The sequence below is a fragment of the Prevotella sp. oral taxon 306 str. F0472 genome (genome assembly GCF_000257925.1).
Lineage (GTDB): Bacteria > Bacteroidota > Bacteroidia > Bacteroidales > Bacteroidaceae > Prevotella > Prevotella vespertina.
On record NZ_AJIN01000058.1, the window covers coordinates 32,916 to 58,052 of the forward strand.

Here is a 25,137-nt window from a genome sequence, read left to right on the forward strand (position 1 = left end):
AATTAACATCATTAGAAATTAATGTCTACACCAAACTGAATAGAACGATTCATTGGATATCTTAAACCATCACTCGTTCCCAATTCTGGATCCCATAACTTAAACTTAGAGAAGGCAAAGAGGTTATTGCCACTGACATACACACGCATACTCTTTACATATAGACTCTTAAGCCAGTTAGTATTAAGTGTATAACCAAGTTCTATTGTCTTACAGCGAAGGAAGCTCATATCCTTCTTCCACCAAGTTGAGGCACGATAGTTATTAACATTAGGTCCATAAGTAAAACGTGGCCAGAACGCATATGGATCTTGATTATCAGTAGTCCAACGATTGCTGATATTCTCACTATAAGCATTCCCTTGTACAGTTGTACCACTACCTGGTATAAAATATGGTGTACCACCTATAATACGATGAGAATCTCCAACACCTTGGAAAAAGAAGTTAAAATCAAAGTTCTTATAGGCTATCACACCACCAAATCCATAAACAATCCGTGGATCAATAGTACCCCCAATGAATCCAGCATCCTCTTCTGTAATAGCATTATCACCATTCTTATCAACATACTTCACATCACCTGGTTTGAGATTTGTACCACCTACACCACTTTGTGATGGGATACCTGCTTTCAATGAGCCATCGGCATTGAAGTCATCATTCGTAAATAATCTCTCAGCTGTGAGTCCTTGAAGTTCATAAAGAGATCGACCTGTCTGTGCGCGATAGGTACCTTTCTTCTTTTCTGGTTCATCATATTCATCAACACGATTCTTTGCGTATGTAAAGTTAGCATAAGCAGAGGTGAACCAATCCTTATTCCATTGCTTATGGAAGTTAAGACTCATCTCTACACCACCATTAGTTACCTTACCAAAGTTTGCCCATGGGTTATTGATAAATCCGCTTTGTGAAGGAATAATACTACGTTTCATGAAGATATTAGATCGCTTCTCACGGAAGAGGTCAAGGTTAAAATCAATCATATTCCATAGACCTAATTCAAAGCCAAAATTATACTTCTCTACCGTCTCCCATGTCAGATTGCTCACGCCAATATCACCCTCACTGATACCTTTGACATCCCCTTCATAATTAACCTGCCCCGTTGTTCCCCAAGTATAACCTTGAGCAGACTGATTCAAAGTCGTTAAATAAGCAAAACGACGTCCCTCAATCTTATCATCACCAGCCTTACCAACGCTGGCACGGAACTTTATCTTATTAAAAATGTTATGATACTTCTGCATCCAAGGTTCCTCACTCATTAACCAGCCAACAGCAAGCGAAGGGAAGAAACCAAATCGCTTACCTTTGGCAAAGTTCTCTGAACCATTATAACCAAAGTTGAACTCTGCAACGTAACGATTATCATAAGTATAAGAGAGACGCCCTGCTACACCTTGTTTACGATAATCTTGAATATCACCATCATCATAAGCTTGTTGATTATAAAGGAAGAGTGCATCTACATCATGCTTTCCGAAACGACGGTTATACAACATATCTGCTTCAAAGTAAACACGTGTATTACCATACTCACTTCCCTTACTACTACCCATGGACTCATCTCCTACACTTCCTTGAAGGTGTAACAAATTACCCTCTGCATCGCGTCCTGTTGCAGGAAGAACTGTTCCTGGATTGGCAGTACGACTACGTGTACTCTTGTTCCAGCGGTCAAAACTAAAGAGAGCTTTCACCTTTAAACCAGGAGTAACCATCTTCAAATCCTGTTCTACTGAGAAGAGTGTTTGAATCTTAGAGCTTGTATAGAAGTCATATCCATGCTGTGTTACCGTTTCCCACGGGTTAGCTCGATTCGATACTTTTGGTATTGTTCCATCACTATAACGAATTGGAGATACGAAGGGTAACGTTTCAAATGCCTGCTTGAAAGCGTCATCAGTATTACAGCTCTGCTGTCTAAAACGATTCAAGAATCCACCAATATTCACACGTAACAAGGTTGTCTTAGTCACATCCATGTCAATATTAGAACGAAGATTGAACATCTGATTATTGGTTGAATTATCAAATGGCAATGATTTATCTTGTGCTAACATACCCGTTTCACGGAAGTAAGAAGCCACGATGGAATAACGGAGAAAGTCGGAACCACCGCTTACATCTAGGTTAGCACGTGTTGAATAAGCATATTTCTTCGTAATAGCATCTATCCAATTCACATTCGGATAAAGGTCCGGATCATATCCACTACGTGTTCTGTCTATCTGTTGCTGTGTAAAAGGAAGAGGCGCGCTAGCTTCACCTGCGAGTTCATTGAGTAAACCCATATAGGCTGGTGCATCTAAGAACTTTGGTAATTGAGTTGGCGTATTAACCGATTGCTCAACATGGAACTTGACCGACGGAGCACCAATCTTTCCATGTTTTGTCGTAATAACGATAACACCATTAGCACCACGAACACCATACATGGCACTTGCAGAAGCATCTTTTAATACCGAGAAAGATTCTATCTCGGCTACATCAACATTATTAAGATCACGCTCAACACCATCTATTAACACCAATGGTGCACGTGTTCCAGAGAAGGTGCTAATACCTCGAATCCAGAAGTTAGAATCGTCATATCCAGGTTCACCAGAGCGTTGAACTCCTATGACACCAGATAGTTTACCAGCAAGATTATTAGATAAAGAACGAGTGTTACCAAACTTCAAATCATTAGGTTGGATAGTCTGAATGGCACCAACAATAGATGCTTTTTTCTGACTACTAAAGCCCGTTATCACAACTTCATCAATATCCTTCGTCTCTTCTTCAAGTACAACATTCAATGATTTTGCACCTGATACTGATATTGTCTGCTTCTTGTATCCGACGTAAGAAAACTCTAATTTATTCTCACCTTCAGGTACATTGAGGGAGAATATACCGTCAATATCACTAATTGCACGTATTGGACCATTGGTTCCAACTACCGTTATGGTAACTCCAATCAAAGGTTCTTTCGCTAAGTCAGTAATCTGACCTGTTACCTTATAAGTCTTTGTTTGCTGACTTACCATTAAATCAGTAGGGGTTGCCATGACAGTATTTAAGGCACCACCAGAGAACAAACACGCAACAAGGCATGCTGTACTTAAGGTACGCCTATTAAGCATACTACGGCAAAAAAACATTTGCTTTTGTCTCATTATATTTAATAGGTAAAGTTAATAAATACACTCTTTACATGATAAATTGAGTACATCTCATCAAGGTGTAGTTTAGATTCTGTTGCAAAATTAAACATTTTACTGCAGTTACCTAAGTTCTATTAGTATATGTATAAAGAATTTCTAACAATGGAGTTCGCATCTCCCTGACTATCAACAGAGTCTATTTTCCTTTATAAGAAAAAAGTATAAAACAATAAAAGAAGGTGTCTTGACTAAATATATCGATTCCATCGAAGGAGCGTTTCTATCGTGGTTTATAGAAAGAAGGAATCATTACTAAGAAATAGAATATAATAAGAGAGGATACACAAGACTCTTATGAAAGAGCCGATGTATCCTCTCTTATTATAAATAGACGCTTTGTCTCTTACTTACTTTGATCTCCAAAGACCATGAAGATTGCAATATTCACGAGCGTAAACCTCCTTTGCATCAGTCTTGAAAACAGCAACAGGCTTTTCACTTGGGTCTAAGTACTTACGTAAAACCTCGTTGTTTTCAGTAATCAATTCAATCCACTGGATAGAATGCTCAGCTGTCATTGGGTGCTCAACCTCACCAACTGTAACGCGATAACCGCCTTCTATCTTCTCAACAACTGGTACATGCTTCTCTGTAGCAGCATCTGTTGTGTTCTCTTTCAATAGTTGCAAGTCACCTAATTCACACTCGCCTCCAACTAATACTTCTACTAAACTGCCAGTCTTTGGGCACTTATATACATTATTTCTTGTCGCCATAATAAATTATTAATTAATGTTCGAATGCAAATTTAAGAGTATTTGTTGGAAGAAAGAAAACTATTCTTTGTAAATATTACAAGCCTTACATTATTTAACAATTAGCGCTATTAAATGAGGAAGAGAGTAGAGTTTAAGGGAATAAGATTCGAGACTTAACATGAAAAGAAAGGAAGGTGAACACCGCTGTGCCCACCTTCTTCCATCGTTATTCAAAACTTATTATCTGAGAAAGCATATCGTTTTGAATCATTCAAACATAAAACCTTAAACCTGAACTTATTAATTCTACATCATTTAAAAGTATGAGATTAAACCCGAACTTATTAGTTATACATCATTTAAAAGTATGAGTTTTATACTGAAACAACCTTCTTGACAGCTACTGAAAGTATGATTTTCAGCAGCTTTTATCTATTTTATAACAACCTTCTCACCCCTATGAATATAGATTCCGGGCTGTGTGGGAACACTAGAAAGGCATTGCCCAGACAGGGTGTAATAATGGTTATCGGTGCTAGCTGGTGCTTCTTTACCACGTACATTATCAATCTTGGTCACGCTAAAAGTCACATCATTCACCTTATATTTCCCATCTTCTTTCGTACTTGTAACCACAAAGTAAGAGGTTTTATTCACTCGTTCAATATCAAGGGTCTGGTTATTAGCAGCCGTTGTAGCCGTTCCTATGTTAAAAACAAAGTTAACATAATCATTCGCCTTATTAAGCGTATAGTCCTTATAAAACCAGGTCTTACCATTCACTGTAGCCTTATTTGTCACCTTATCACCTGGCCAAGACGTTCCGACATGAGTACCACCCCAAGAGTGAATATTCACATAATCGTTCCAACCCACCTGCTCCGTATTCACGTAAACACGGATAGTTTGAGGTACGAAAGGCGCCGGCTGCTTCACCATATACGTGCGTGTGAGCACCTGCTCCCCTACTTTACCATTCGACAACACTGCCACCTTTAATATAGTCTTCCCCTCAGGCAATGTGATTTCAGCACCATTTGCCACCTTATGACTACCTATCGTCGGTGTTGAACCATCTAAGGTATAAACCAATCGAGCGTTATCATCAGCAGAAACTGCCACCAGTTTAACCTTCAAGTTCTCACTTTCATAACTTCCACTCGCCTTATCCGCCCATGGCAATTCAGCCTCTCTTGCAAGATAATAAGCGTAATGATAGCCACTCAACAGCTTTGTGTATCGAGCAGAAGACACATTCAGTTGGTTCGCACCTTTACCCACAACGACAAGCAAATTGCCCTTCTGTCCCGTCACAACATTGGCATAATAATCCTTTGAAGAGCGATACATCTGATACGCACTCTCGTTAGTAATCCCTGCCAACTTGCGTGCGTCAATCATAGCCTTTATCTCTTTAGGATAGGCAACATAATGTTTATAGAACACACAAGGCGTTCCTGGCATAGCTAAAAGATAGGCATTAGCAGCCAACGTATCCCTTCGGATAGGGTCTTGTTGTTCTGAAACAGAGCGATACTCAACGTCATGGTTCTCAACGAAAGTCACTGAATAACACTTGTAAGCACCATTATCTACATTCAAACCCGTAATAGTACTATTGCCTAATTTACGCCAATCCTGACTATTGATAGCATCACGAACGGAATAACGGAAGGCGAAATCAAAGGCGGCACTACACTTTCCCGTACCATCAATCCATGCCTTTACCGTATTCGCATTGCCATCCCAATACTCGCCAACAGAGTACTTCACGCCTGCTGCCTTATTATAATCACCAACATGCGAAGCGCCAAATCCCTTCACCATATCATATCGGAAGCCAGCATAACCAAGGTCATTGAGCAAGTAATCTTCGTATGCTTTGACAATCGTTTGTACGTTCTGACTCTTGTGATCAAGGTCGCGCATACCGCTCCAATCCTCTCCTTCATCATTATTCCTACTTAATTGCACGCCCTCTTTCCGAGCCTGTTCGCCCGCTTTTCCGCGATCATCATTAGCGCAGACATCAGTTGACTGGTGCTGATAAGAAACTCCCTTATATGTCTCGGCAGGGAATCCAAACCATCCATTATTCGTTCCGTGATGATTAATCACTACATCGGCAATCGTCCCAATATGCTTCTCTTTGAAGGTACGAATCATACTCTTGAGTTCTGCCTCCGTACCGAACGATGAGTTCTGATTGAAGTAATAGAGCGGATCATAGCCCATCGACTTCGTTGCAGCAGCCTTACCACTCTGCGGAACCCATACAAGGTCGAAGTAACCCGATAGGTCGTCGGCTTTCTTTTCAAGCACTGTCCATTGCGAATCATCGAACGAATCCCAATAAAAACCTTGTAACATCACACCACCATAACTGCTTGGCCAACCTTGTGCCATCGCACAGATGCAACATAAAGAGGCACATAAACTTGTCAAAATACGTTTCATGTAGATTTCAATTTTTAGTTAATTCTTGTCAATGAGCACAAAGTTAGTGATTTTCAACACATTGTCTATCAATACAGATAATGGCATACGCTTTTTTGCATGCAAACGTTTGCACTTCGAGCTAGGTATAGTTACGACCACAACTAACGGCTATGCCCTCCCCACGTCTTCCTTTCCTCCACCCTACGATACGCTCATTCTGATTCAAGATAATACACTTTCAATCACTACCAATGCATAGTAATGAGAGTTTCAAGCATTGAGACTGTGCGTTCCATATATTGAAACCCTGCGTTCCATGTATTGAAACCCTGCGTTCCATGTACTGAAACTCTACGTTCCATGTACTGAAACTCTACGTTCCATTTACTGAGATAATAAGTTTCATAGGCTGAAACTTAAACAAACAATATATACCACTAATGAAAAAGACTATCATTGAAGAGGAAAGATAAGTCTTTATGACATACAAATAGCGTACTTTAACGTTTTTCTTGATCATAAACAGCTTATTAAAGTATAATCGTTACCTTTGTAATCTAATACAATAAAAATCATTGTCAAGCTTTACATTTCCACCTTCTGAGCTGTAAGAATAGTGTATGATACATGAAAATACTGACATAGAAAGACTCTTCAAATGCTATTACCAACCGATGTTCCGGGTGGCAAAAGGGATTCTCTACGATCAAGATGAATGTAAAGACGTGGTGAGCGATGTGTTTGCCAAGGTCTTTGAAGAGGGTATAACACTGCTTCCAGAGACGGAGGAAGGCTATTTGATAAGGGCTGTTCGCAATCGTTGTCTGAATATTATTGCACATAAAGACATACGAGAAAGAACCTCAAAACTACTTTTGAATGATGCAGAGACTATTCTCTCCGAACATGACGAAACCCTACTTGACCGCCTAATGCTACTCATTGAACATTTAGAGCCGCCTATTCGTCGTCAGATTCTGCGCCTACGTCATGTGCAAGGACTACCCTTTCAGCGCATTGCCGATGACTTAGGAGTGAGCAGAGTAACTGTGTATCACCATCTTTCAGAGGCTATTAACATCATTAAAAGGCAACTTAACCAAGCAAGACAATGAACAACAAGCAATCAGAAGAGAAACAAAGGATATTCCTCAACATGCTGGACCATCCTGAGAAATACACGACGAAAGAGATAGAAGCACTGCTTGCGGATAAGGAGATAAGCTCGTTTGCATCCTATCTGGCTATGACTAAACGTGCTATGAAACGTCATGAGGAAGAGGACATAGACGTTAATGCCGAGTGGGAACGCTTTGCGATAGAACATTCTATACCACAAAGACGTAACTGGAAGCGGATTGCAGCATCTACTATCGGTATCATCTTTATATCAGGCTTGGCGTTTGCTGCTACAGTTCAGTTGGGTATTCTGCCTTTCTTTAATAGTAAAGAGGAGGTTGAAATACACCCAAAAACTCCTCATATAACGGCTACAGACTCTATAAAGAAGGCGCAGGCAGAACGCCAAGTAGTTTCAGACAGCCTTAACCGAGTACTCCTTCACAAGACAGATAGTATTCCTCCGCAACCTATTGTGTTTGAGGATACATCCTTGAAGACCATCGTTGATGCTATGGCAGCATATTATCATGTCGACGTGAAAGTGCTAAATCCAGTATCAACACACATCCGTCTCTACTTCAAATGGGATAGACAGTGTAGTCTTCAACAGAATATTGAACTGCTGAATGCCTTTGACCGCGTAAAAGTTAGCTATTCTGATAACACATTAACAATAGAGTAAAGCTATGGAAAGATATCTTATTATTCTGCTACTCCTCATCAGCTCGCATGGAGTATCAGCCCAACGTATCAGTCGACAATATAATAATGTATCCATGGCGCAGGCGTTGAAGGAGTTAAACTACCTGCAAAACCGATACACCGTGAACTTCATTTACAACGACTTAGAGGACTTCCGCATCACTACTAACATCAAGAACAAGAGTGTTCCAGATGCTATTGAACAACTCATAGGCTTCTATCCCATCCGAATGACACGTCGCGGAGACGTTATCATGGTGGAATGTACACACAAGACAAGGCGACATCTGACAGGAAAGGTCATTGATGAGACTGGGCAGCCAGTGCCTTACGCTAATATTCTACTATTGTCTGTTGTCGACTCCACTGCTATATCAGGTGGAGTTAGCAATGAAAGTGGTGTCTTCGTAGTACCATTTGAGCCATCAAAGGTCATCGCCCGCATTAGTTACGTGGGTTATAAACCAGTTTATCGTACCTTTTCAACAGAACAAGCAGGTATCATTCAGCTTCAACCCGATGCCTTAAAACTGAAGGAAGTGACCATTAAAACGTCCCGTCCACTATACAAACAGACCAGTGGAGGGATGAGTATCAACGTTGAAAATTCCCTTTTATCGAAATTAGGAACAGCTATGGATGTCTTAGGACAGCTCCCTCGTGTCACAACCAATGGTGATAATGTGCAGGTGTTTGCCAAGGGTACACCGCTTATATACGTCAATAATCGCAGAATAAGCGATATGAAAGAACTTACGGAACTAAAGTCTGACAACATAAAGAGTGTAGAAGTCATTACAAGTCCCGGTGCGCAATACGATGCACAAGTACAGTCTGTCATCCGAATCAAGACTATTCGCAGGCAAGCTGACGGTCTTAGCTTTCGCAATGATACTCGGATAGAATACAATGGGAAGTGGACAGGTTCGGAGGCAACCAAGTTTACCTATAGAACTAAGCACTGGGAGCTTTTCAATAACCTCACTTGGATGAACTATAAAGACCAAGAGAAGAATTATCTCTGCTCTCAAATACATACCAGTAGAGAGGATATTGAGACGCAACAACATATCAGATACGAGAGTAACCATAATATCCTTTCTGAAAATATTGGTGCTTCTTACTTGGTAAACGATAGCAATACCATCGGTGGAGCTTATCGTTATTACACCGACTATCACATGGATGGGTCTATAGATAACAACCAAAACATCTATAAGAATGGTACTTTAGAAGGAACAATAGCACAGAAAGGAGACGTGGAAGTGCGTGTTCCTGCTCGACATCAGGCAGACTTGTATTATGTGGGACGGCTTGGAAAACTTAGCATAGACTTCAATGCTTCTTACATGAGTATAGGCACAAAAGAAAGACACGCCCAATCGGAACACTCCAACGAGTTCCCTAATCGTGAAGTACACTCCACGGGTAACCAACACAGCAACCTCTGGGCAGGGAAACTGGTTCTTAGTCACCCGTTATGGGGTGGAAATATATACTGGGGAACGGAACTTTCCAGCACAAACTCACGTGGAGATTTCAATAACAAAGAGCAGATTGTAGCGGCATCAGAGACCAATATCAAGGGAAGGTATCATGCGCTATTCACTGAATATACCCATTCTTTCGGCAATTTCATACTTAACACAGGACTAAGATATGAGCATGTAACCTCCAACTATTACTCTTTTGGAGTGAAACAAGACGATGCCAGTAAACATTACAGCAATCTCTTCCCTTCCTTTTCCCTATCATGGAATCACGAGAAGTGGAGCTTTCAACTCAATTATAACAGTAAAATCCATCGTCCAAGCTACCGTACTCTGCGCAACTTCATACAGTATAACAATCGTTATGCCTATGAAGGGGGTAATCCGGAACTGCATCCTGAACAGATACACAACGTAGAAATAAACGGGATATATCGTTGGTTGAGTCTCTCGATAGGCTATAAGTACTACAAAGACGTGATGTTCTGGACTCATAAACTATACAATAATCAGGCTATCTCATTCTCTTCAACCTACAACTACGACCATTCTGAGAACCTTTATGCAAGTATCTCAGCTTCTCCTAAGTTCGGGTTATATCATCCAACAGCACAGTTTCATTACATGCAGCAGTGTTTCCACGCACCATCAGACGATGGAACATTAGTGAAGAACAGCCCTTGTTTCATCTTCTCATTAAACAATACGTTTGCTTTCAGTAAGTCTTTCATAGCGAGCATATACTTCAGAGCACGCACGAAGCTGTACGATGGATTCCAAACAATCAATGGATTCGCAAAGACCAATATATTTCTTCGCAAGTCATTCTGCAACGAAAAACTCATATTCACAATCTCGGCTGACGATATCTTCAAGTCCGAACGTGAGCGATGGACGCTTCATGGCTATGGAACAACATTAGACAAAGATTGCTACAACTACTCCCGCGCTGTCTCACTGACCGTCACTTACAACTTTAATGCTAAGCGAAGCAAATACAAAGGTACGGGTGCTGGCAATGCAGAGAAGTCCAGATTGTAGCCAAGCAGAACTCATATAATAGACATTATCAGCGTATGGTAATGGGATTTTCACGCCGTGAGACGGTGTGTATCAGCGCCTGATACTCTGTGTCTCACATACTTGAAACTCTATGTTTCATAGGCTTGAGACTGTGCGTTTCAAAGCTTGAGACGATGCGTTTCATAGGATGAAACCCTGCGTTCCATGTACTGAAACCCTGCGTTCCATGTACTGAAACGATGAGTTTCATAGACTGAGACTGGAATGAAACATATCTGACACGGGGACAGATATGCACAAAGAGCATAAAAAAGTGCGCTGGCTAACAACGAACCAACGCACCTTAAATATATAAATAGAAATTCAGAGTCTATGGAACAAGCTCCATTGTGCAGTGTGACTTGCTGTCACAAGAGAGATACAACTTGATGTTGTACTTACCAGCTGTTACGTTGATATTACCGCCCTTAAAGGTGATATTATCCAAAGAACCACCCCAGTCTAACACCCAATCACTATTCGCACGGAACTTCATCTCACCTGTTGTCAGGGTTACGTTATCAAGTTCCCAGCACTTTTGAGCCGCATTGTAGGTCATTGCTGCATCTGAACTCCAACCATTAGGAGTGGCAGAACCAATGATACCAACACTATTGATTGCGGTGTAAGTAATGCTTTGTGTGGTCAGATCAAGGTCTACCTTATAGTAGCCAGCAGGCTCTGTCATAACAATGTTAGCCCCTTTCTCTACAAGTCCCTGACCATAGTCAGTACCATCCCAATTCTGTTGGGTAGCAAACTTAAAGCCGTTCTGATTGAGATACATAAAGCCTGTGTACTTGCCATCGGCAGCTGGACTATAGAGCGGATTGCTGAATGACCAACCATTAGCGTCGCCCGACATATAGAGATACTGTGTGAAGGCAGGAGCTACACAGGTGACCTTTGCCTTTACATTCTGCGACAGACTATAGCCCTCGCCACGCTGTAATTTAATCTTATTGGTCACCGCCATGGCAACTTCATGCTGGTCGCCATTCTTACCATAAAGGTTCTCTATGGCTGAAACAAGTTCTGTACTCTTCACCTTTCCCGCATCGCTAACATTCAAGGTTGCCGTCTTATTGTTGTTAGAAAGTACGGCAGTCAAGGTCTGTTCAGCAACGGCATCAGTTGAAACCACTGATGGAGTAAAGAGCTGGACAGAGTCGGCTGTCACGGTATTGAAGTCGATTGCGGGTGCTTCAGCTACAGTGAACTTCACAGAGTTAGCCGTCTCCTCAGCATTAGACTGTGGCTTAGCCCACTCTTCATATTCATTGCTACCACAAGAAGCAAGGAGCAGTGCAGTACTTGCTAAGACTAATATCTTCTTCATATCAATTCTTGTTATTAAGAAGAAGGTGTGCCCTAAGGTCATGCCCAAAGGCACACACCCTCTAAAAGGTATCTTTTATTTGTTATTGTTTTACGAAAGAATACTGACCAGTGATGTCGTTGAAGTAAACAGTGTACGTTCCCTTCAAGTTACGAACGTTCTTGCCACCCTTAGTTGCAACACCGTATGGGAAGTTTTCAGCACCCCAGTTTACGTCCCATGTGCCATTGGCAGCAAACTTACAGCCTTCGCCATCAGCACCTGTAGACTTCTCTGTGAATGTCACTGTAGCCTTCCAATCGTGGTTCTCAACAACAGATGTCTCTGCAGTCATTGGTGTACCACCTGCAACAGTCCAGCCATCGTGCTTGCCTGGCAATGCCATTGAAGTATAGACAGTAGGTGCAGCACCAGTGTAAGGTACAATCTTCAACTTAGGATTCTTTGTATCGAATGTAATCGTATAGTAGCCTGCTGTTGGCACTTTAATATCTGATGAACCGCCATCGTTATATTTGAAATCACCAAAGCTTGCGCCTTGACCAACCTGACCATCATCCCAACTTGCAGGGTTCTTCTTCAACTTGAAGCCTGCTGTTGACAGATAACCAGTCCAAGAGATAACGCCCTTACCAGTCTTCTTGTCATATTCCTGACCTTCCTGTGGAAGCAAAGGTACGACCTGAGTATTGCCCCATGAGCCATCACCGAAGTTACCACCAACGAGATACCAGGTCTCAACAGGAGCATCAGATAGCTCAACATAATAAGAAGCAACACTCACCTTAACGGCATTTGAATAGATGGTATCACCCTTAACAATTGAGTAAACGCGTGCATAGAGGTCTTGACTTGCTGGCACATGACCTTCCTCATAACGCTCCATCTTCTCTATTGCGGTCGCAAGTTCGGCTGCACTAACTGACGTACTACATGTTCCTGTTGGTGTTCCTACTGGTGCGTAGTCGCCACGTTCAGCATCCATATCAACCACCTTGTCGACTGATTTAGTCCACTTATTGGTAGTTGAGAATTGCATACCATACTCGGCAGCTATCGGAGCACCATATTCTGGCTGTGACCAAGTGAAGTTCAACTTATCAGCAACCTTTAGGTCAACTGTCTGTGCAGCATAGCCAGGAGTGTTCAAGGTGAATGTCTTTGGTGTTTGAAGGGTTGGATTATGGTCCAAGTCCTTGTCACAAGCAGAGAACAGAGCTACACCTGCACACAATAACAATGAAGACTTTATTATTGATTTCATATTAATTATCATTTAATCATTTATGTTCTATTCGATAGTTCAATCTTCTTTCTATCCAATACTTAGCCTCTAGTGTGCGCCATCGGCTAAGTATTGGCATATACCTTAATTATATCCTTGGTTCTGAACAAGTTTCTTGTTGGCTGTCAAGTCAGATGAAGGAATAGGGAAGAGATTGAGGTGAGTATCAAAGTTACGGCCGCTCTTTACGCCACCCTTCCAACTCCAGTTATAGTTAACGTCACCTCCAAAGTAACCGAAACGCACGAGTGTGGTGCGACGGAGACCTTCGAAGTAGAACTCACGGCTCCATTCGTCACAGATCTGACGAAGAGAATAAGCGGTGTGAGTGGTAGCGTGCGCACGACGACGTACGTCATTGATATACTGTGTACCATCGGTTGTTGTCGTTCCACCGTTCATACGAGCATCAGCCTCAGCATATATCAGATAAGCTTCAGCAGCACGCATGAGGAAGAAGTCGGTATCAGGGAAATTAGAGTCATGTCCAGCAGAACCATCCGTCTTAAAGTTAGTGAACTTACAAACGGCAAATCCGTTGGTAAACACCTTTACCTCAGTTTCATTATTACCATTATCTACGTTTCTTCCATCACCATCGAAGAGTGCACGATCATCATCGGCAGCAGCTGGCATAGCGTAGGCACCAATATTAGGAGCGTCGTTGTTAGGGAAGAACTTCTGTACCAAGTCTGGGCGCATACGGTTACCACCCCATCCTGCTGTTGTGTTGTTACCCTTTGTTGTGGCATCCTTTATGTGCTCGCTGTTGTCGTTTGAGCCAGCCATGAGGTAAAGAGTTGTACCATAAGAGGTAGTTGTCTTACCATCTTGGAGGATTGGGAAGATAGCCTCAACAGATGCTCCATTCTCACCATTATCGCCCATGAAGAGCTGTTGATAAGCACTCCACTGTCCTTTCTTGGTTGTGTAGAGCTTGTAAGGAGAGTCGATAACCTTCTTTGCATATAGCTTAGCATTAGCCCAGTCAGCTGTACCTGTATATACCTCAGCATTCAGATAAAGACGAGCTAAGAGCATCCATGCAGCAGCCTTATCAACACTACCATAGCCAGCAGTAGCTGATGTCTTTGGTTGAGGTTCAGCCAATTTAGGCTCAACATTAGTCTTTAGTTCATCAACAAGCCACTTGTAAAGATCAGCACGCTCGATACGATCAGGCTTACTAGACGATATTGCTGTCGTAAATGGTACGTTACCGAACTCATCCAAGAGGTAATAATAGTTCAAAGCACGAAGGAATCGAGCCTCAGCGGACATTTTTTCGTTATAGTCGCCGTAGTCTTTAAGATACTGGTTACAGTAAGTAATGCCTACGTAAAGACGGTTATAAAAGCCCTTCAACATAGGGTGTGAAGCATCATAAGTATTGAAGTTGAAGTTGAGAATACCTTCATCACCACCCCAAGCACAGATGGCTTCATCGGTTGTAAGTTCCTGTGTATTGAACAACTGACGGATATAACCACTCGTACCACCATCTATACCATCGACATCACTATCGCCATTAGCTCCTCCATTACCAGCCATTGCGATGGTAGCATAACACTTGTTTAAGGCGCTTTCAGCCTTTGTATTAACCTTTGTCTTTAGATTTGGATCAATAGGATTAACATCCAAATCACCAGTACAAGAGGTAAGTCCTACAGACAGCATAAAGGCTGCTGCAGAGAATATATATTTAATGTTTGTATTCATTGTAACTACTCTTTAAACGGATTAGAAGTTCAAATTCAGACCCAAGATGAATGATATTGGACGTGGATAGAGGTTATTGTCAATACCATTGAAGACCTCTGGATCAAGTCCCTTATACTTTGTAAGACAGAAGACATTGTTCACTGTACCGTAAACACGACCAGAGATTCCATTCCATTTACCCTGTTTGAGGAGGTTAGCGAAGCTGTAACCAAGGGTGATATTATCCATCTTTAGGAATGAAGCATTCCGTACCCAGTAGTCAGTCTGTATAGACTTTGTCTCTGTGGTGAGCCAGTTATCAGCCAAGACATCCGATGGACGGTTTACAAGATACTTACTCTTTGAATACAACTCAGAGTTTGACATGTTAGCAACACTTGCGAAAGCATCATTGTAAACATAGTTACCAAGACTTGCACGGAGTGCGAAACCAAGGTCCCAGTTACGATACTCAAAGCGAGAAGCAAAGCCCATTGTTACAGGAGCAGCAGGTGCCTTGTAATAATACTTATCTGCATCTGTTATCTTACCATCACGATTGCGGTCTACAACTACACCTTCTATTGGCTTTCCACTCTTATCATATACCTGTTGGAATACGTGGAAGGAGTTGACAGCGTTACCTACATGCTGTGCCTGAATGTTACCACCTGTACCAGCAGAGATACCACCTGTTGGAACAAAGTAGTTCGCATCATTGCCACCGTTAAGATTGGTGATCTTATTATAATTATAGGTGAAGTTGTAATCCATTGTCCAGTTAAATAGCTTGGTATTAACGGCTAACCAGTGGATACTTGCTTCAACACCTGTGTTGAACATAGAGCCGATGTTGCTCATAACCTGATTGCGGAAGTTAGATCCAGCAGACACAGTTGCACTGTTAAGGAGGTCACTTGTCTTACGATAGTACCAATCAACTGTACCACTAAGACGCTGCTTGAGGATACCCCAATCTAGACCAATATTATAAGAGGTGGTCGTCTCCCACTTCAGATTCGGATCGAATGCCTTTGGACGAGCTAACGTACCATCACCATAGACTGGATAGTAAGACTCGCTACCAGTATTCATCTCATAAACGGCGAAATAGTTATAATCTCCGATACCTTCTTGCTGACCAGTCATACCCCAGCTAAGACGTAACTTGAGGTCAGACAACCAATCAATCTGCTTCAACATATTCTCCTCATTCATACGCCAAGCGAATGCGAATGAAGGGAATACAGCCCAGTGATCTCTGAAACGAGATGATCCATCATCACGAACAGTAGCTGTTACCATATAGCGACCATCCATCAATGACCAGTTAGCACGACCGAAGAAAGATACGAGGTAATTCTCTGTCGCATAGTCATACTTCGTACGATTGCGCTCTTTACCAGCAAGTGTTGCATCGTTATTGGTCTTTGGGAAGAAGCTCCAATACGAGTTGTGCGTATTATGCCAGAAGTGTGCCCACTCATAACCAGCCATGATATCAAAGTGATTCTTAGCCTTGTCGTTGAAGTCATGGTAGTATTGAGCGTAAGCAGAAAGCTGCATATTGCGCTTCAACTGTGATTCCCAACCATGTGAACCATAGTAAATAGCCTGTGGAGAAGCAGGATCAATATCTTTTGTCTGACGTCCTTTGGCAATATCAATACCAGCAGTAACGTGTAAACGGAGGTCTTCGAAACCATGTACCTTATAATCAACATCAGCACTACCTAAGAAGTCGCGACTAATGGCGCGTTCGTTCCTTAAATTGAGGATAGACACTGGATTCTTAGTAGCCAATGAGAAGAAAGTCTGTGGCCAAGTAGGGTCATTGAGCGCAGTACCATCATCCAACCACTGATAATAACCTCCGAAGTTATCAAATCCATTTGCACGAACAGGCTGAGTTGGGTCGAACTGGCGTGCAGCCTTTATCGCTTCACCATCGGCATAGCGGTTCTTTGTCCACATACCTTTTGCATTCAACGTCAACTTCAAATGGTCATTCAAAAGAGAAGGACTCAATGTCAAAGCACCAGTAAAACGCTCGAAATTAGAAGTCTTAATGATACCCTGCTGATTAGTATAGCCCGCACTTACACGATAAGGAAGCCAGTTTGCAGCTTGACCCGATACAGCAACGTTATGATCATGACTAAATGCTGTACGGAAGATCTCGTCTTGCCAGTTAGTATTTGCCTTACCCAAACGAGCATAAGCAGTAGGAACTTGGTTACCATTAGCGTCTAGTGTGTACAATGCCGTACCGAACTTCTCTGTTATAAGTTTACGATATTCATCGGCCGACAAAACGTCTAGATTCTTTGATTTCGTACTAACAGTAAAGCTTCCATTATAAGATATCTGTGTTCCACGACGACCCTTCTTTGTTGTAATGATGATAACACCATTTGAGCCACGAGATCCATAGATTGCCGTCGCAGAAGCGTCCTTCAAGACGTTAAATGATTCAATGTCTTGTGGATTGACAAGCGACAATGGGTTGGTGACACCCTTAACACCAGTTTGGTCCATAGCCACACCATCGATAACAATCAATGGATTGTTAGATGCGTTCAAAGACGAACCTCCACGAATACGGATAGTAGAACCAGCACCTGGAGTACCTCCATCATTCGTTACACTCACACCAGCAACTTTACCAGAGAGCATATCCTGTGCATTAACAACAAGTCCTTTATTCTTCCCATCAGGCTTCAGAGCTGTTACAGAACCTGTTAAGTCGCTCTTTTTAACGGCTCCGTATCCAATAACAACAACTTCATTCATCTGTTGAGCTTGGTCATCCTTCAACGTAATGACCATACCATTGGATGCAGCAACCTGCTGTTTCTGATAACCAATGTAAGAGATTGTAAGTGTAGCACCAGGTTGTACATTGACAGAGAAGTTACCATCAAGATCCGTTACAGTACCATTTGAAGTTCCATTAATTAGAACTGAGGCACCAATAACAGGCTCACCTGAAGCATCTTTCACCTGTCCTGTGACAGTAGTAGATTGTGCAAAAGCACTGACTGAAAGGCAGAGACCAGCGAAGAGCCCCATCACCTTAACAGGAAACTTGCATTTTACCTGCTTCATCTTTTTGTTAATTAAAGTGTTATAAATTGATTAAAGTATATATGTTCAGCATCATCAAGGTCGGTTAATAGCCGATTTTGAGAGGTTAGTAAGTGCAAAGTTAAATGAGAAAGATTACTTTCACACTTTTTGGGTATTAAATATGTTATTTAAACTGTGCAAACGTTTGCACACATAAAAAGGCTATAAATAAATTGACATAAGTCAAATGATTTGTGAAAAATGTGTATATTTGCGCTACAGAAGTAAATATATAAGGATAAAGGAACCTATTAATTCGGATGAACAATCAGCCCAGCATAACAATGAAAGATATAGCCCGAGACTTAGGAGTATCGGTTGCTACTGTCTCTCGCGCACTCAAAGACAGCCCAAGAATATCGGCTGAGAAGCGTGAAGAGATTAAGAGTTATGCGCGTGAACACAACTTCTTTCCCAATATCATAGCTGAGAGTTTGCGTAAAAGCAAGGTTCAACCATTAAAGATAATAGGTGTGATTATCCCTCAATTGTCGCATTTCTATTTCTCATCCATCCTCTCTGGTATAGAGGAGGAGGCATCTGCTAGAGGCTATCAACTGATGGTTGCTCAAAGTAAAGAGAAGTATGAGAACGAGGTAAGGATATGTAAAGCCTTCCACGAGAACAAGGTTTGCGGCATTATTGTGTCTCAGGCGAAGAATACAACGAAGTATGATCACTTCCAAAAGCTCATCCATCAAGGGCTACCTCTTGTCTTCTTCGATCGTATCAGCACAGGAGTCAATGCTAGTCGAGTTGTCGTTGATGATTATATGGGGGCATATGCAGCTGTATCCCACCTTATAGATACAGGTTGTAAAAACATCGCTTATTATGGTACATCACTAACCATGGAGATTGGTAAAAACCGATATAATGGCTATAAAGATGCGCTCTTGAAGCATGGATTAAAACCCGATGAACAGCTGATAAGAACTTGTGACAATCGTGCAGATGCAGAGTCTATAACCCCTGATGTAATGTCTTTATCCAATCCTCCTGATGCTTTCTTCGCTGTCAATGATGACACAGCAATAGGCATACTCTACTCTTGTAAACGTATGGGCTATCGTGTGCCAGAAGATATATCTATCTGTGGTTTCACGAATGGAGAGCGTGCCATTGCCTGCGATCCGATGTTAACAACAGTGGAACAACGTGGTATGCGTGTAGGCGAAGAGGCCGCTAATATCCTCATAGACCAGGTGGAAGGAGTGATACCCAAGACTCGTATCGAAAAGAGAATAATACGTACAAGGTTGATAATAAGAGGTACAACTAGATAAGAAAACAAAGTCTGCCTTCAAAAGATACTCCTTTGGAGCTATTAAAGAGGCCCTATAAAGAATATAAGTAATGAAACAAAAACCTAATTTAAGTTTCTGGCAGCTATGGAATCTGAGCTTCGGTTTCTTTGGAGTTCAGATTGCCTATGCACTTCAAAGTGCTAACATCTCTCGTATCTTTGCGACACTTGGAGCTGATCCACATAAGCTCAGCTACTTTTGGATACTCCCTCCTCTAATGGGTATCGTCGTGCAACCCATCGTTGGAACCCTATCCGACAAAACGTGGACACGCTTTGGTCGACGCATACCTTACCTATTTATAGGAGCAACTGTTGCTGTATTAGTCATGTGTCTATTGCCTAATGCAGGGTCATTAGGTATGGCTGTATCCACAGCAATGGTCTTTGGTTTGCTTTCATTGATGTTCCTTGATACCAGTATCAACATGGCAATGCAACCTTTCAAGATGCTTGTTGGAGACATGGTTAACGAGAAACAAAAGACACTCGCCTACTCTATTCAATCGTTCCTATGCAACGCTGGCTCCATTGCTGGTTATATCTTCCCCTTCTTATTCACCTTCCTTGGTATTTCAAACCAAGCTCCTTTAGGTGTAATCCCCGACTCCGTTGTTTATTCTTTCTATATTGGTGCGGCTATACTCATCCTTTGCGTCATCTATACTACAGCTAAGGTCAAAGAGATGCCACCAAAGGTATATGCCGAATATCATAGTTTGAAGACACCAGAAAACGAACAGAAGACGGGGTGGATGACCTTATTAAAGAATGCACCAGCCACTTTCTGGAAAGTAGGAGTGGTTCAATTCTTCTGTTGGTTCGCCTTTATGTATATGTGGACATACACGAATGGCACAGTTGCAGCAAATTGTTGGAACGTCGATATGCTTGCACATGATGCCACAACAACGGCAGGTTATCAAGAAGCTGGTAACTGGGTAGGTATCCTCTTCGCAATACAAGCCATTGGATCAGTCGTTTGGGCAACCATTCTCCCACAATTCAAGAATCGCAAGTTAGCCTATGCTCTATCGCTCATTCTCGGTGGTATCGGTTTTGTCATGGCGGCTTATATACACAACCAGTACGTTATGTTCATTCCATTCATCCTCATCGGATGTGCGTGGGCAGCAATGCTTGCCATGCCTTTCACCTTTGTCACCAACGCACTGGAGGGTTATGGGCACATGGGAGCATACTTAGGTCTCTTCAACGGAACGATTTGTATTCCACAAATCATTGCAGCTGCTATTGGTGGTTTACTACTTCAGTTAGTCGGTCCTGAGCAGAGTCACATGATGATTGTCGCTGGTATAGCCTTAGTATTAGGTGCTATCTCGGTGGGAGTCATCAAGGAGCATAAAGCAAGTGAATAGATAAATACATTACTTTTTTATAACTCTCTCTAAATCGAAAAGGCGTATCGGGAAGCGTTCCGATATGCCTTTTTACTTTGTAATAACTATAGCGAAGAAACAAAGAGAGCCTTTCCTTAAATTAAGAAGAGCCTTTCCTCAATGCAAGGAAATGCTCTTCTTGATGCAAGGGAACGCCCTCTTATGATATAAAGTTCTCTTTCTTGTGCCTACTCCTATTTGTGTTTCCTCTATTATTGGATATTACATCAAGGATTGTAAGGCTCTTGAAAGGATGATACTATTACTTAATTCTATCCAACATTGTCTGTGGAATCTTAGGCATTGCACCATCTTGCGTGCATACATACGCACTTACTTCAACCGCTAACTTATGTGCTTCTGGGATGCACATACCAGCGAGAATAGCAGAAGTAAAGCTTGCTGTGAAAGAATCGCCAGCACCAACAGTATCAGCGACATCAACCTTTGGCGTCTCTTGAAACGATTGGATATTAGGTGCAAAGACGTAAGATCCATTCACACCACAAGTCAGTACGAGCATATCAAGGTTATACTTGCCCAACAAAAGCCAGCATTTATTCTCTATATCAAGACCTGGATAGCCAAAAAGACGACCAATGGTGATAAGCTCCTCATCGTTAATTTTGAGGATATTAGCATGGTGGAGCGAGTTAGTGATAATCTCCTTCGTATAGAAGTTTTGGCGAAGATTGATATCAAAGATCTTTAGACAATCCTTAGGAGTCGTCTCTAAGAACTTCTGGATAGTCTGTCGACTGACACTACTACGCTGAGCCAATGAACCAAAACATACGGCACGACAATGCTTTGCGACCTCCTCTATCTCTGGAGTAAAGGGGATATTGTCCCACGCCACACCTTCTTTGATATCATAAGTTGGTACTCCCTCGCTATCAAGCTCAACTTGAACGGTACCTGTCTGATAGTCTACTTCAGGCATAATATAGTGTACGCCCTTTTGTTCGAAGGCATCGATAGTTTCCTTACCTAAGGCATCATTGCCTACAGCACTTATCGCTAAGGAATCATGACCGAACTGTCCTGTATGATAAGCAAAGTTTGCTGGTGCACCACCAAGCTTCTTTCCTTCAGGGAGACAATCCCATAGTGCCTCTCCGAGGCCGACAATTACTTGTTTCATATACGCTATTCTTTATTTGTTATTCATCTTTGGAATATAGCTGAAGAGGTAAAGCACGCCTACAACCATTACAAGTACAGCACCGAGCTGTTGGTTCATAGCATCGCTGGCAAAGCCCATGAAGAGTGGGAAGATAGTACCTCCAAAGAGTCCCATTATCATCAATCCACTTACTTCGTTTTGCTTATCTGGAACGCTCTGAAGGGCTCTTGCGAATATCATCGAGAATATATTGCTATTACCATAACCTACTAGTGCGATGGCAAAATATACGGCTGTATCACGTGTTCCAACGCCTAGCCAGACCATAGCAAGAGCCATCATCAATACCGAAATAGTGAAGAACACCTTATTATTCATTACTCTCAAGAAGAATGAACCAGTAAGACATCCAAGCGTACGGAAGATGAAGTAGAGTGATGTCGCAAATGCCGCATCATTTAAAGACATGTTGAATCTCTCCATAAGAATCTTTGGTGCAGTGGTATTAGTACCTACATCGATTCCTACATGGCACATGATTCCAAGGAAGCTAAGCAATACGATTGGTTTACCCAATAGGCTTAAACATTGTATGAAAGAACTTACTTTACCTTCAATAGGCTCTTCTTCGATAGGAGTTGAGAAGAGTAAAAGGGTGGCAAGGATACCTATTACAAGATAAATAGGGAATAGAACACGCCATCCGAGTCCAAAGGCAGGAATGCTTGCTTGTGCTCCCCACATGGCAAGATAGGGCGCCATGAAAGAGGCGATAGCCTTAACGAACTGTCCAAAGGTGAGTGTTGAAGCTAGATTTCCACCCTTCATAATGGTAGAAACAAGCGGATTCAACGAGGTTTGCATCAGTGCATTGCCAATACCTAGGAGTGAGAACGATACGAGCATAAGCCCGTATGATTCGCCAAAGATAGGGAGTAGCAATGAAAACAAGGTGATGATGAGACTGAGTAAGACAGTCTTTTTACGTCCAATCTTGTTCATCAACATACCAGTTGGCACTGAGAAGATGAGAAACCAGAAGAAGACTAGAGATGGAAAGACGTTAGCCGTAGAATCAGTTAGGTGTAAATCGTCCTTTACATAGTTAGAGGCAATACCAACCAAGTCCACAAAGCCCATCGCAAAGAAGCATAGCATGACTGGAAGCATAGCCATTTTATTGGTTTTCGACATAATGTTTAAATTTTTAGTTTGTGTAGTTGAATTATTCTAGATAATACTTGCAAAGTTACTTTTTTATGGTGGAAAAAGATTGAAAAACGTGTCCATTGATACAAACAAACACTTCTTTTACATGATTATTTATAAGTCAATAAACGAATTCTTCAACCTTTCCTCCCTTCTAACTATTCATCCTTTAATGCATGAACCTTCACCTTACATCCCTTAGCCACAATCTTATCATAAGGCTTAGAAGGGAATACAAGATTACTCATTGCGACCTTCCCGTCTATATCAAAGGCTTCAATACTACAACGATCAACAAATATCTGCATACCTTTGATAGTTCCATTGGTGGGCGCAATGGTCTTTGATTTGAAGTCATTATGGAACTCTGTAAGTCCACTCTGTGTGCGATCCATACTAAATGTACCATTCTTTCCATCATAAACCATTGTCACATATTCGTCTTTATCATTGCTCAATACAATAGAAGCATTGCTCTTGATATTGGTTACTTCAAGATAAGATGCCATTTGGAAACGTCCAGATGCTTTCTGTTCGAAGGCATTTAAGACCTCTGGAGAGGGTTTAACACTAACATACTCTTCACCATTATAATTATAAAGGCTCACATCTCGAGGCAAGCCATTGGCTGAACGAAACTGTTGAGTGGGCACTTGATTAGCATATTGCCAATTACTCATCCATGGAAGAACGACAATTCGACCATTAGGAGCATTACTAAACGATACCGTGGCATAATGATCTTTACCATAATCCATCCACTTTGTCACCTCTGGCTTTGATTCACAAGTGAACTTATGACCATCGAATGTTCCAACAAAGTATTGTGTCGCACTTCCTCCAAAGGGTCCTCCTGGATTGATATTACAAATAAGAACCCATTTATCACCTATCTTCAACAGGTCAGGACACTCCCAGACACCACCATGATTACCATATTCCTCACCAAAACAACTCTCATACTTCCAGTCCTTCAAGTTCTTAGAACTATAGATATTCATTTGTTGTCCAGATGCAAGAATAAGATTCCATTGGTTTAAATCATCATTCCAAAAGACCTTTGGATCACGGAAGTCAGGCACATCACTGGTGATTATTGGGTTGTTGGCATACTTCTTAAAGCTCATTCCATTGTCTGTACTATACGCAATACTTTGTGTTTGGGCATTACCAGCAGATGTATAAAAGGCTATCACAACATCTTTACCAAAACCAGCCGTATTCTCCTTGTCAACAACACTATTACCACTAAAGATAGTTCCAAGCGCATCAGGTTGTATAACTTCACCTTGATTTTCCCAGTGCATGAGGTCAGTAGACGTGCTATGTGCCCATGTCATATTCTCCCACTGAGAACCATATGGATTGTATTGATAGTACAGATGCCATACACCATCCTTATAAAACATACCATTAGGGTCGTTCATCCATCCATAAGCTGGAGTGTGATGATAGATAGGACGGAACTTCTCACGATTCTTAGTATCGAATACGCTCGACAATTTTATATCCTTCCAACAAGCAAAGTCCTTTATTAGTCCAATACTACGTTTATCTCCCGTGAATTGGATATCGAGCAATACATCACCACCATACTCACTGATATCGAGTGGAACACTATAATCAGTTTTATTGATGGCGAGCTTACAATTAAACTCTTTCACAACTTGGTTATCCTTGATAACACGAATATGCGCATTATGCTCATCCTCTTCCACTGGTAGAAGAATGTACTTATCCGATGTAATAACACGCTTAATGGCGTGGTTCTGACTTAAAAATGATTGTGCATGCATAAGCGTAGTACTTGTAAAAAGGCATATAGCCCATGTCATTAACTTTCTTTTCATTGCAGGTTATGTATAGTTATTTTGACTTCTAATGGACAAAGATAGGAGTTTTATCGATAATAAC

15 protein-coding genes are annotated in these 25,137 nt (G+C 41.6%); 5 read left to right on the forward strand and 10 right to left on the reverse strand.

The window, feature by feature from the left end:
* Positions 1-11: 11 nt before the first annotated feature.
* From HMPREF9969_RS08585 to HMPREF9969_RS08595, 3 genes are all read right to left on the reverse strand, one after another.
* Entirely contained in the window at positions 12-3,059 is a 3,048-nt protein-coding gene (locus HMPREF9969_RS08585) for a SusC/RagA family TonB-linked outer membrane protein (RefSeq protein ID WP_009435522.1), read from the reverse strand.
* Positions 3,060-3,562: 503 nt separating this feature from the next.
* Positions 3,563-3,931 (reverse strand): desulfoferrodoxin family protein, encoded by a 369-nt coding sequence (locus HMPREF9969_RS08590; RefSeq protein ID WP_009435463.1) that lies wholly within the window; start codon positions 3,929-3,931, stop codon positions 3,563-3,565.
* Positions 3,932-4,345: 414 nt separating this feature from the next.
* Positions 4,346-6,370, reverse strand: coding sequence for an alpha-amylase family glycosyl hydrolase (locus HMPREF9969_RS08595; RefSeq protein ID WP_009435504.1), 2,025 nt, complete (start codon positions 6,368-6,370; stop codon positions 4,346-4,348).
* A gap of 602 nt (positions 6,371-6,972) precedes the next feature.
* On the opposite strand from HMPREF9969_RS08595, the gene HMPREF9969_RS08600 reads away from it, so the two are divergent.
* From HMPREF9969_RS08600 to HMPREF9969_RS08610, 3 genes are read left to right on the forward strand one after another with little or no spacing between them, the layout of a single operon-like run.
* Positions 6,973-7,467 carry a sigma-70 family RNA polymerase sigma factor gene (locus tag HMPREF9969_RS08600; RefSeq protein WP_009435449.1) on the forward strand — a complete coding sequence of 165 codons (495 nt, stop codon included), beginning with the start codon at positions 6,973-6,975 and terminating at the stop codon, positions 7,465-7,467.
* Positions 7,464-8,156 carry a DUF4974 domain-containing protein gene (locus HMPREF9969_RS08605; RefSeq protein ID WP_009435545.1) on the forward strand — a complete coding sequence of 231 codons (693 nt, stop codon included), beginning with the start codon at positions 7,464-7,466 and terminating at the stop codon, positions 8,154-8,156. Before HMPREF9969_RS08600 ends, HMPREF9969_RS08605 begins: the two co-directional genes overlap by 4 nt.
* 4 nt (positions 8,157-8,160) lie before the next feature.
* Entirely contained in the window at positions 8,161-10,707 is a 2,547-nt protein-coding gene (locus tag HMPREF9969_RS08610) for an outer membrane beta-barrel family protein (RefSeq protein WP_009435446.1), read from the forward strand.
* Between the two features lie 352 nt (positions 10,708-11,059).
* Here the strand turns inward: HMPREF9969_RS08610 and HMPREF9969_RS08615 are convergent, their stop codons facing one another.
* From HMPREF9969_RS08615 to HMPREF9969_RS08630, 4 genes are all read right to left on the reverse strand, one after another.
* The gene (locus tag HMPREF9969_RS08615; protein ID WP_009435406.1) at positions 11,060-12,067 is read right to left on the reverse strand and encodes a DUF5115 domain-containing protein; all 1,008 of its coding nucleotides are present in this window, start codon (positions 12,065-12,067) and stop codon (positions 11,060-11,062) included.
* Between the two features lie 82 nt (positions 12,068-12,149).
* Positions 12,150-13,331 carry a SusE domain-containing protein gene (locus HMPREF9969_RS08620; RefSeq protein WP_036895596.1) on the reverse strand — a complete coding sequence of 394 codons (1,182 nt, stop codon included), beginning with the start codon at positions 13,329-13,331 and terminating at the stop codon, positions 12,150-12,152.
* Between the two features lie 105 nt (positions 13,332-13,436).
* Entirely contained in the window at positions 13,437-15,071 is a 1,635-nt protein-coding gene (locus tag HMPREF9969_RS08625; RefSeq protein ID WP_009435460.1) for a RagB/SusD family nutrient uptake outer membrane protein, read from the reverse strand.
* Between the two features lie 21 nt (positions 15,072-15,092).
* Positions 15,093-18,161: a SusC/RagA family TonB-linked outer membrane protein gene (locus tag HMPREF9969_RS08630; protein WP_009435486.1), complete on the reverse strand. Its 3,069-nt coding sequence runs from the start codon at positions 18,159-18,161 to the stop codon at positions 15,093-15,095.
* Between the two features lie 281 nt (positions 18,162-18,442).
* Between HMPREF9969_RS08630 and HMPREF9969_RS08635 the strand changes: the two genes are divergently transcribed.
* Positions 18,443-19,468 (forward strand): LacI family DNA-binding transcriptional regulator, encoded by a 1,026-nt coding sequence (locus tag HMPREF9969_RS08635; protein WP_009435426.1) that lies wholly within the window; start codon positions 18,443-18,445, stop codon positions 19,466-19,468.
* Positions 19,469-19,538: 70 nt separating this feature from the next.
* Complete coding sequence (locus HMPREF9969_RS08640) at positions 19,539-20,867, forward strand: MFS transporter (protein WP_009435498.1); 1,329 nt, start codon at positions 19,539-19,541, stop codon at positions 20,865-20,867.
* Between the two features lie 283 nt (positions 20,868-21,150).
* Here the strand turns inward: HMPREF9969_RS08640 and HMPREF9969_RS08645 are convergent, their stop codons facing one another.
* The 3 genes from HMPREF9969_RS08645 to HMPREF9969_RS08655 all read right to left on the reverse strand — a co-directional run bounded on the left by HMPREF9969_RS08645 (position 21,151) and on the right by HMPREF9969_RS08655 (position 25,073).
* Positions 21,151-22,032, reverse strand: a complete 882-nt coding sequence (locus HMPREF9969_RS08645) for a carbohydrate kinase family protein (RefSeq protein ID WP_009435495.1) — start codon at positions 22,030-22,032, stop codon at positions 21,151-21,153.
* Positions 22,033-22,044: 12 nt separating this feature from the next.
* Positions 22,045-23,208 carry an MFS transporter gene (locus tag HMPREF9969_RS08650; protein ID WP_009435511.1) on the reverse strand — a complete coding sequence of 388 codons (1,164 nt, stop codon included), beginning with the start codon at positions 23,206-23,208 and terminating at the stop codon, positions 22,045-22,047.
* Between the two features lie 173 nt (positions 23,209-23,381).
* Positions 23,382-25,073 carry a DUF4980 domain-containing protein gene (locus HMPREF9969_RS08655; RefSeq protein WP_036895574.1) on the reverse strand — a complete coding sequence of 564 codons (1,692 nt, stop codon included), beginning with the start codon at positions 25,071-25,073 and terminating at the stop codon, positions 23,382-23,384.
* Positions 25,074-25,137 lie beyond the last annotated feature (64 nt).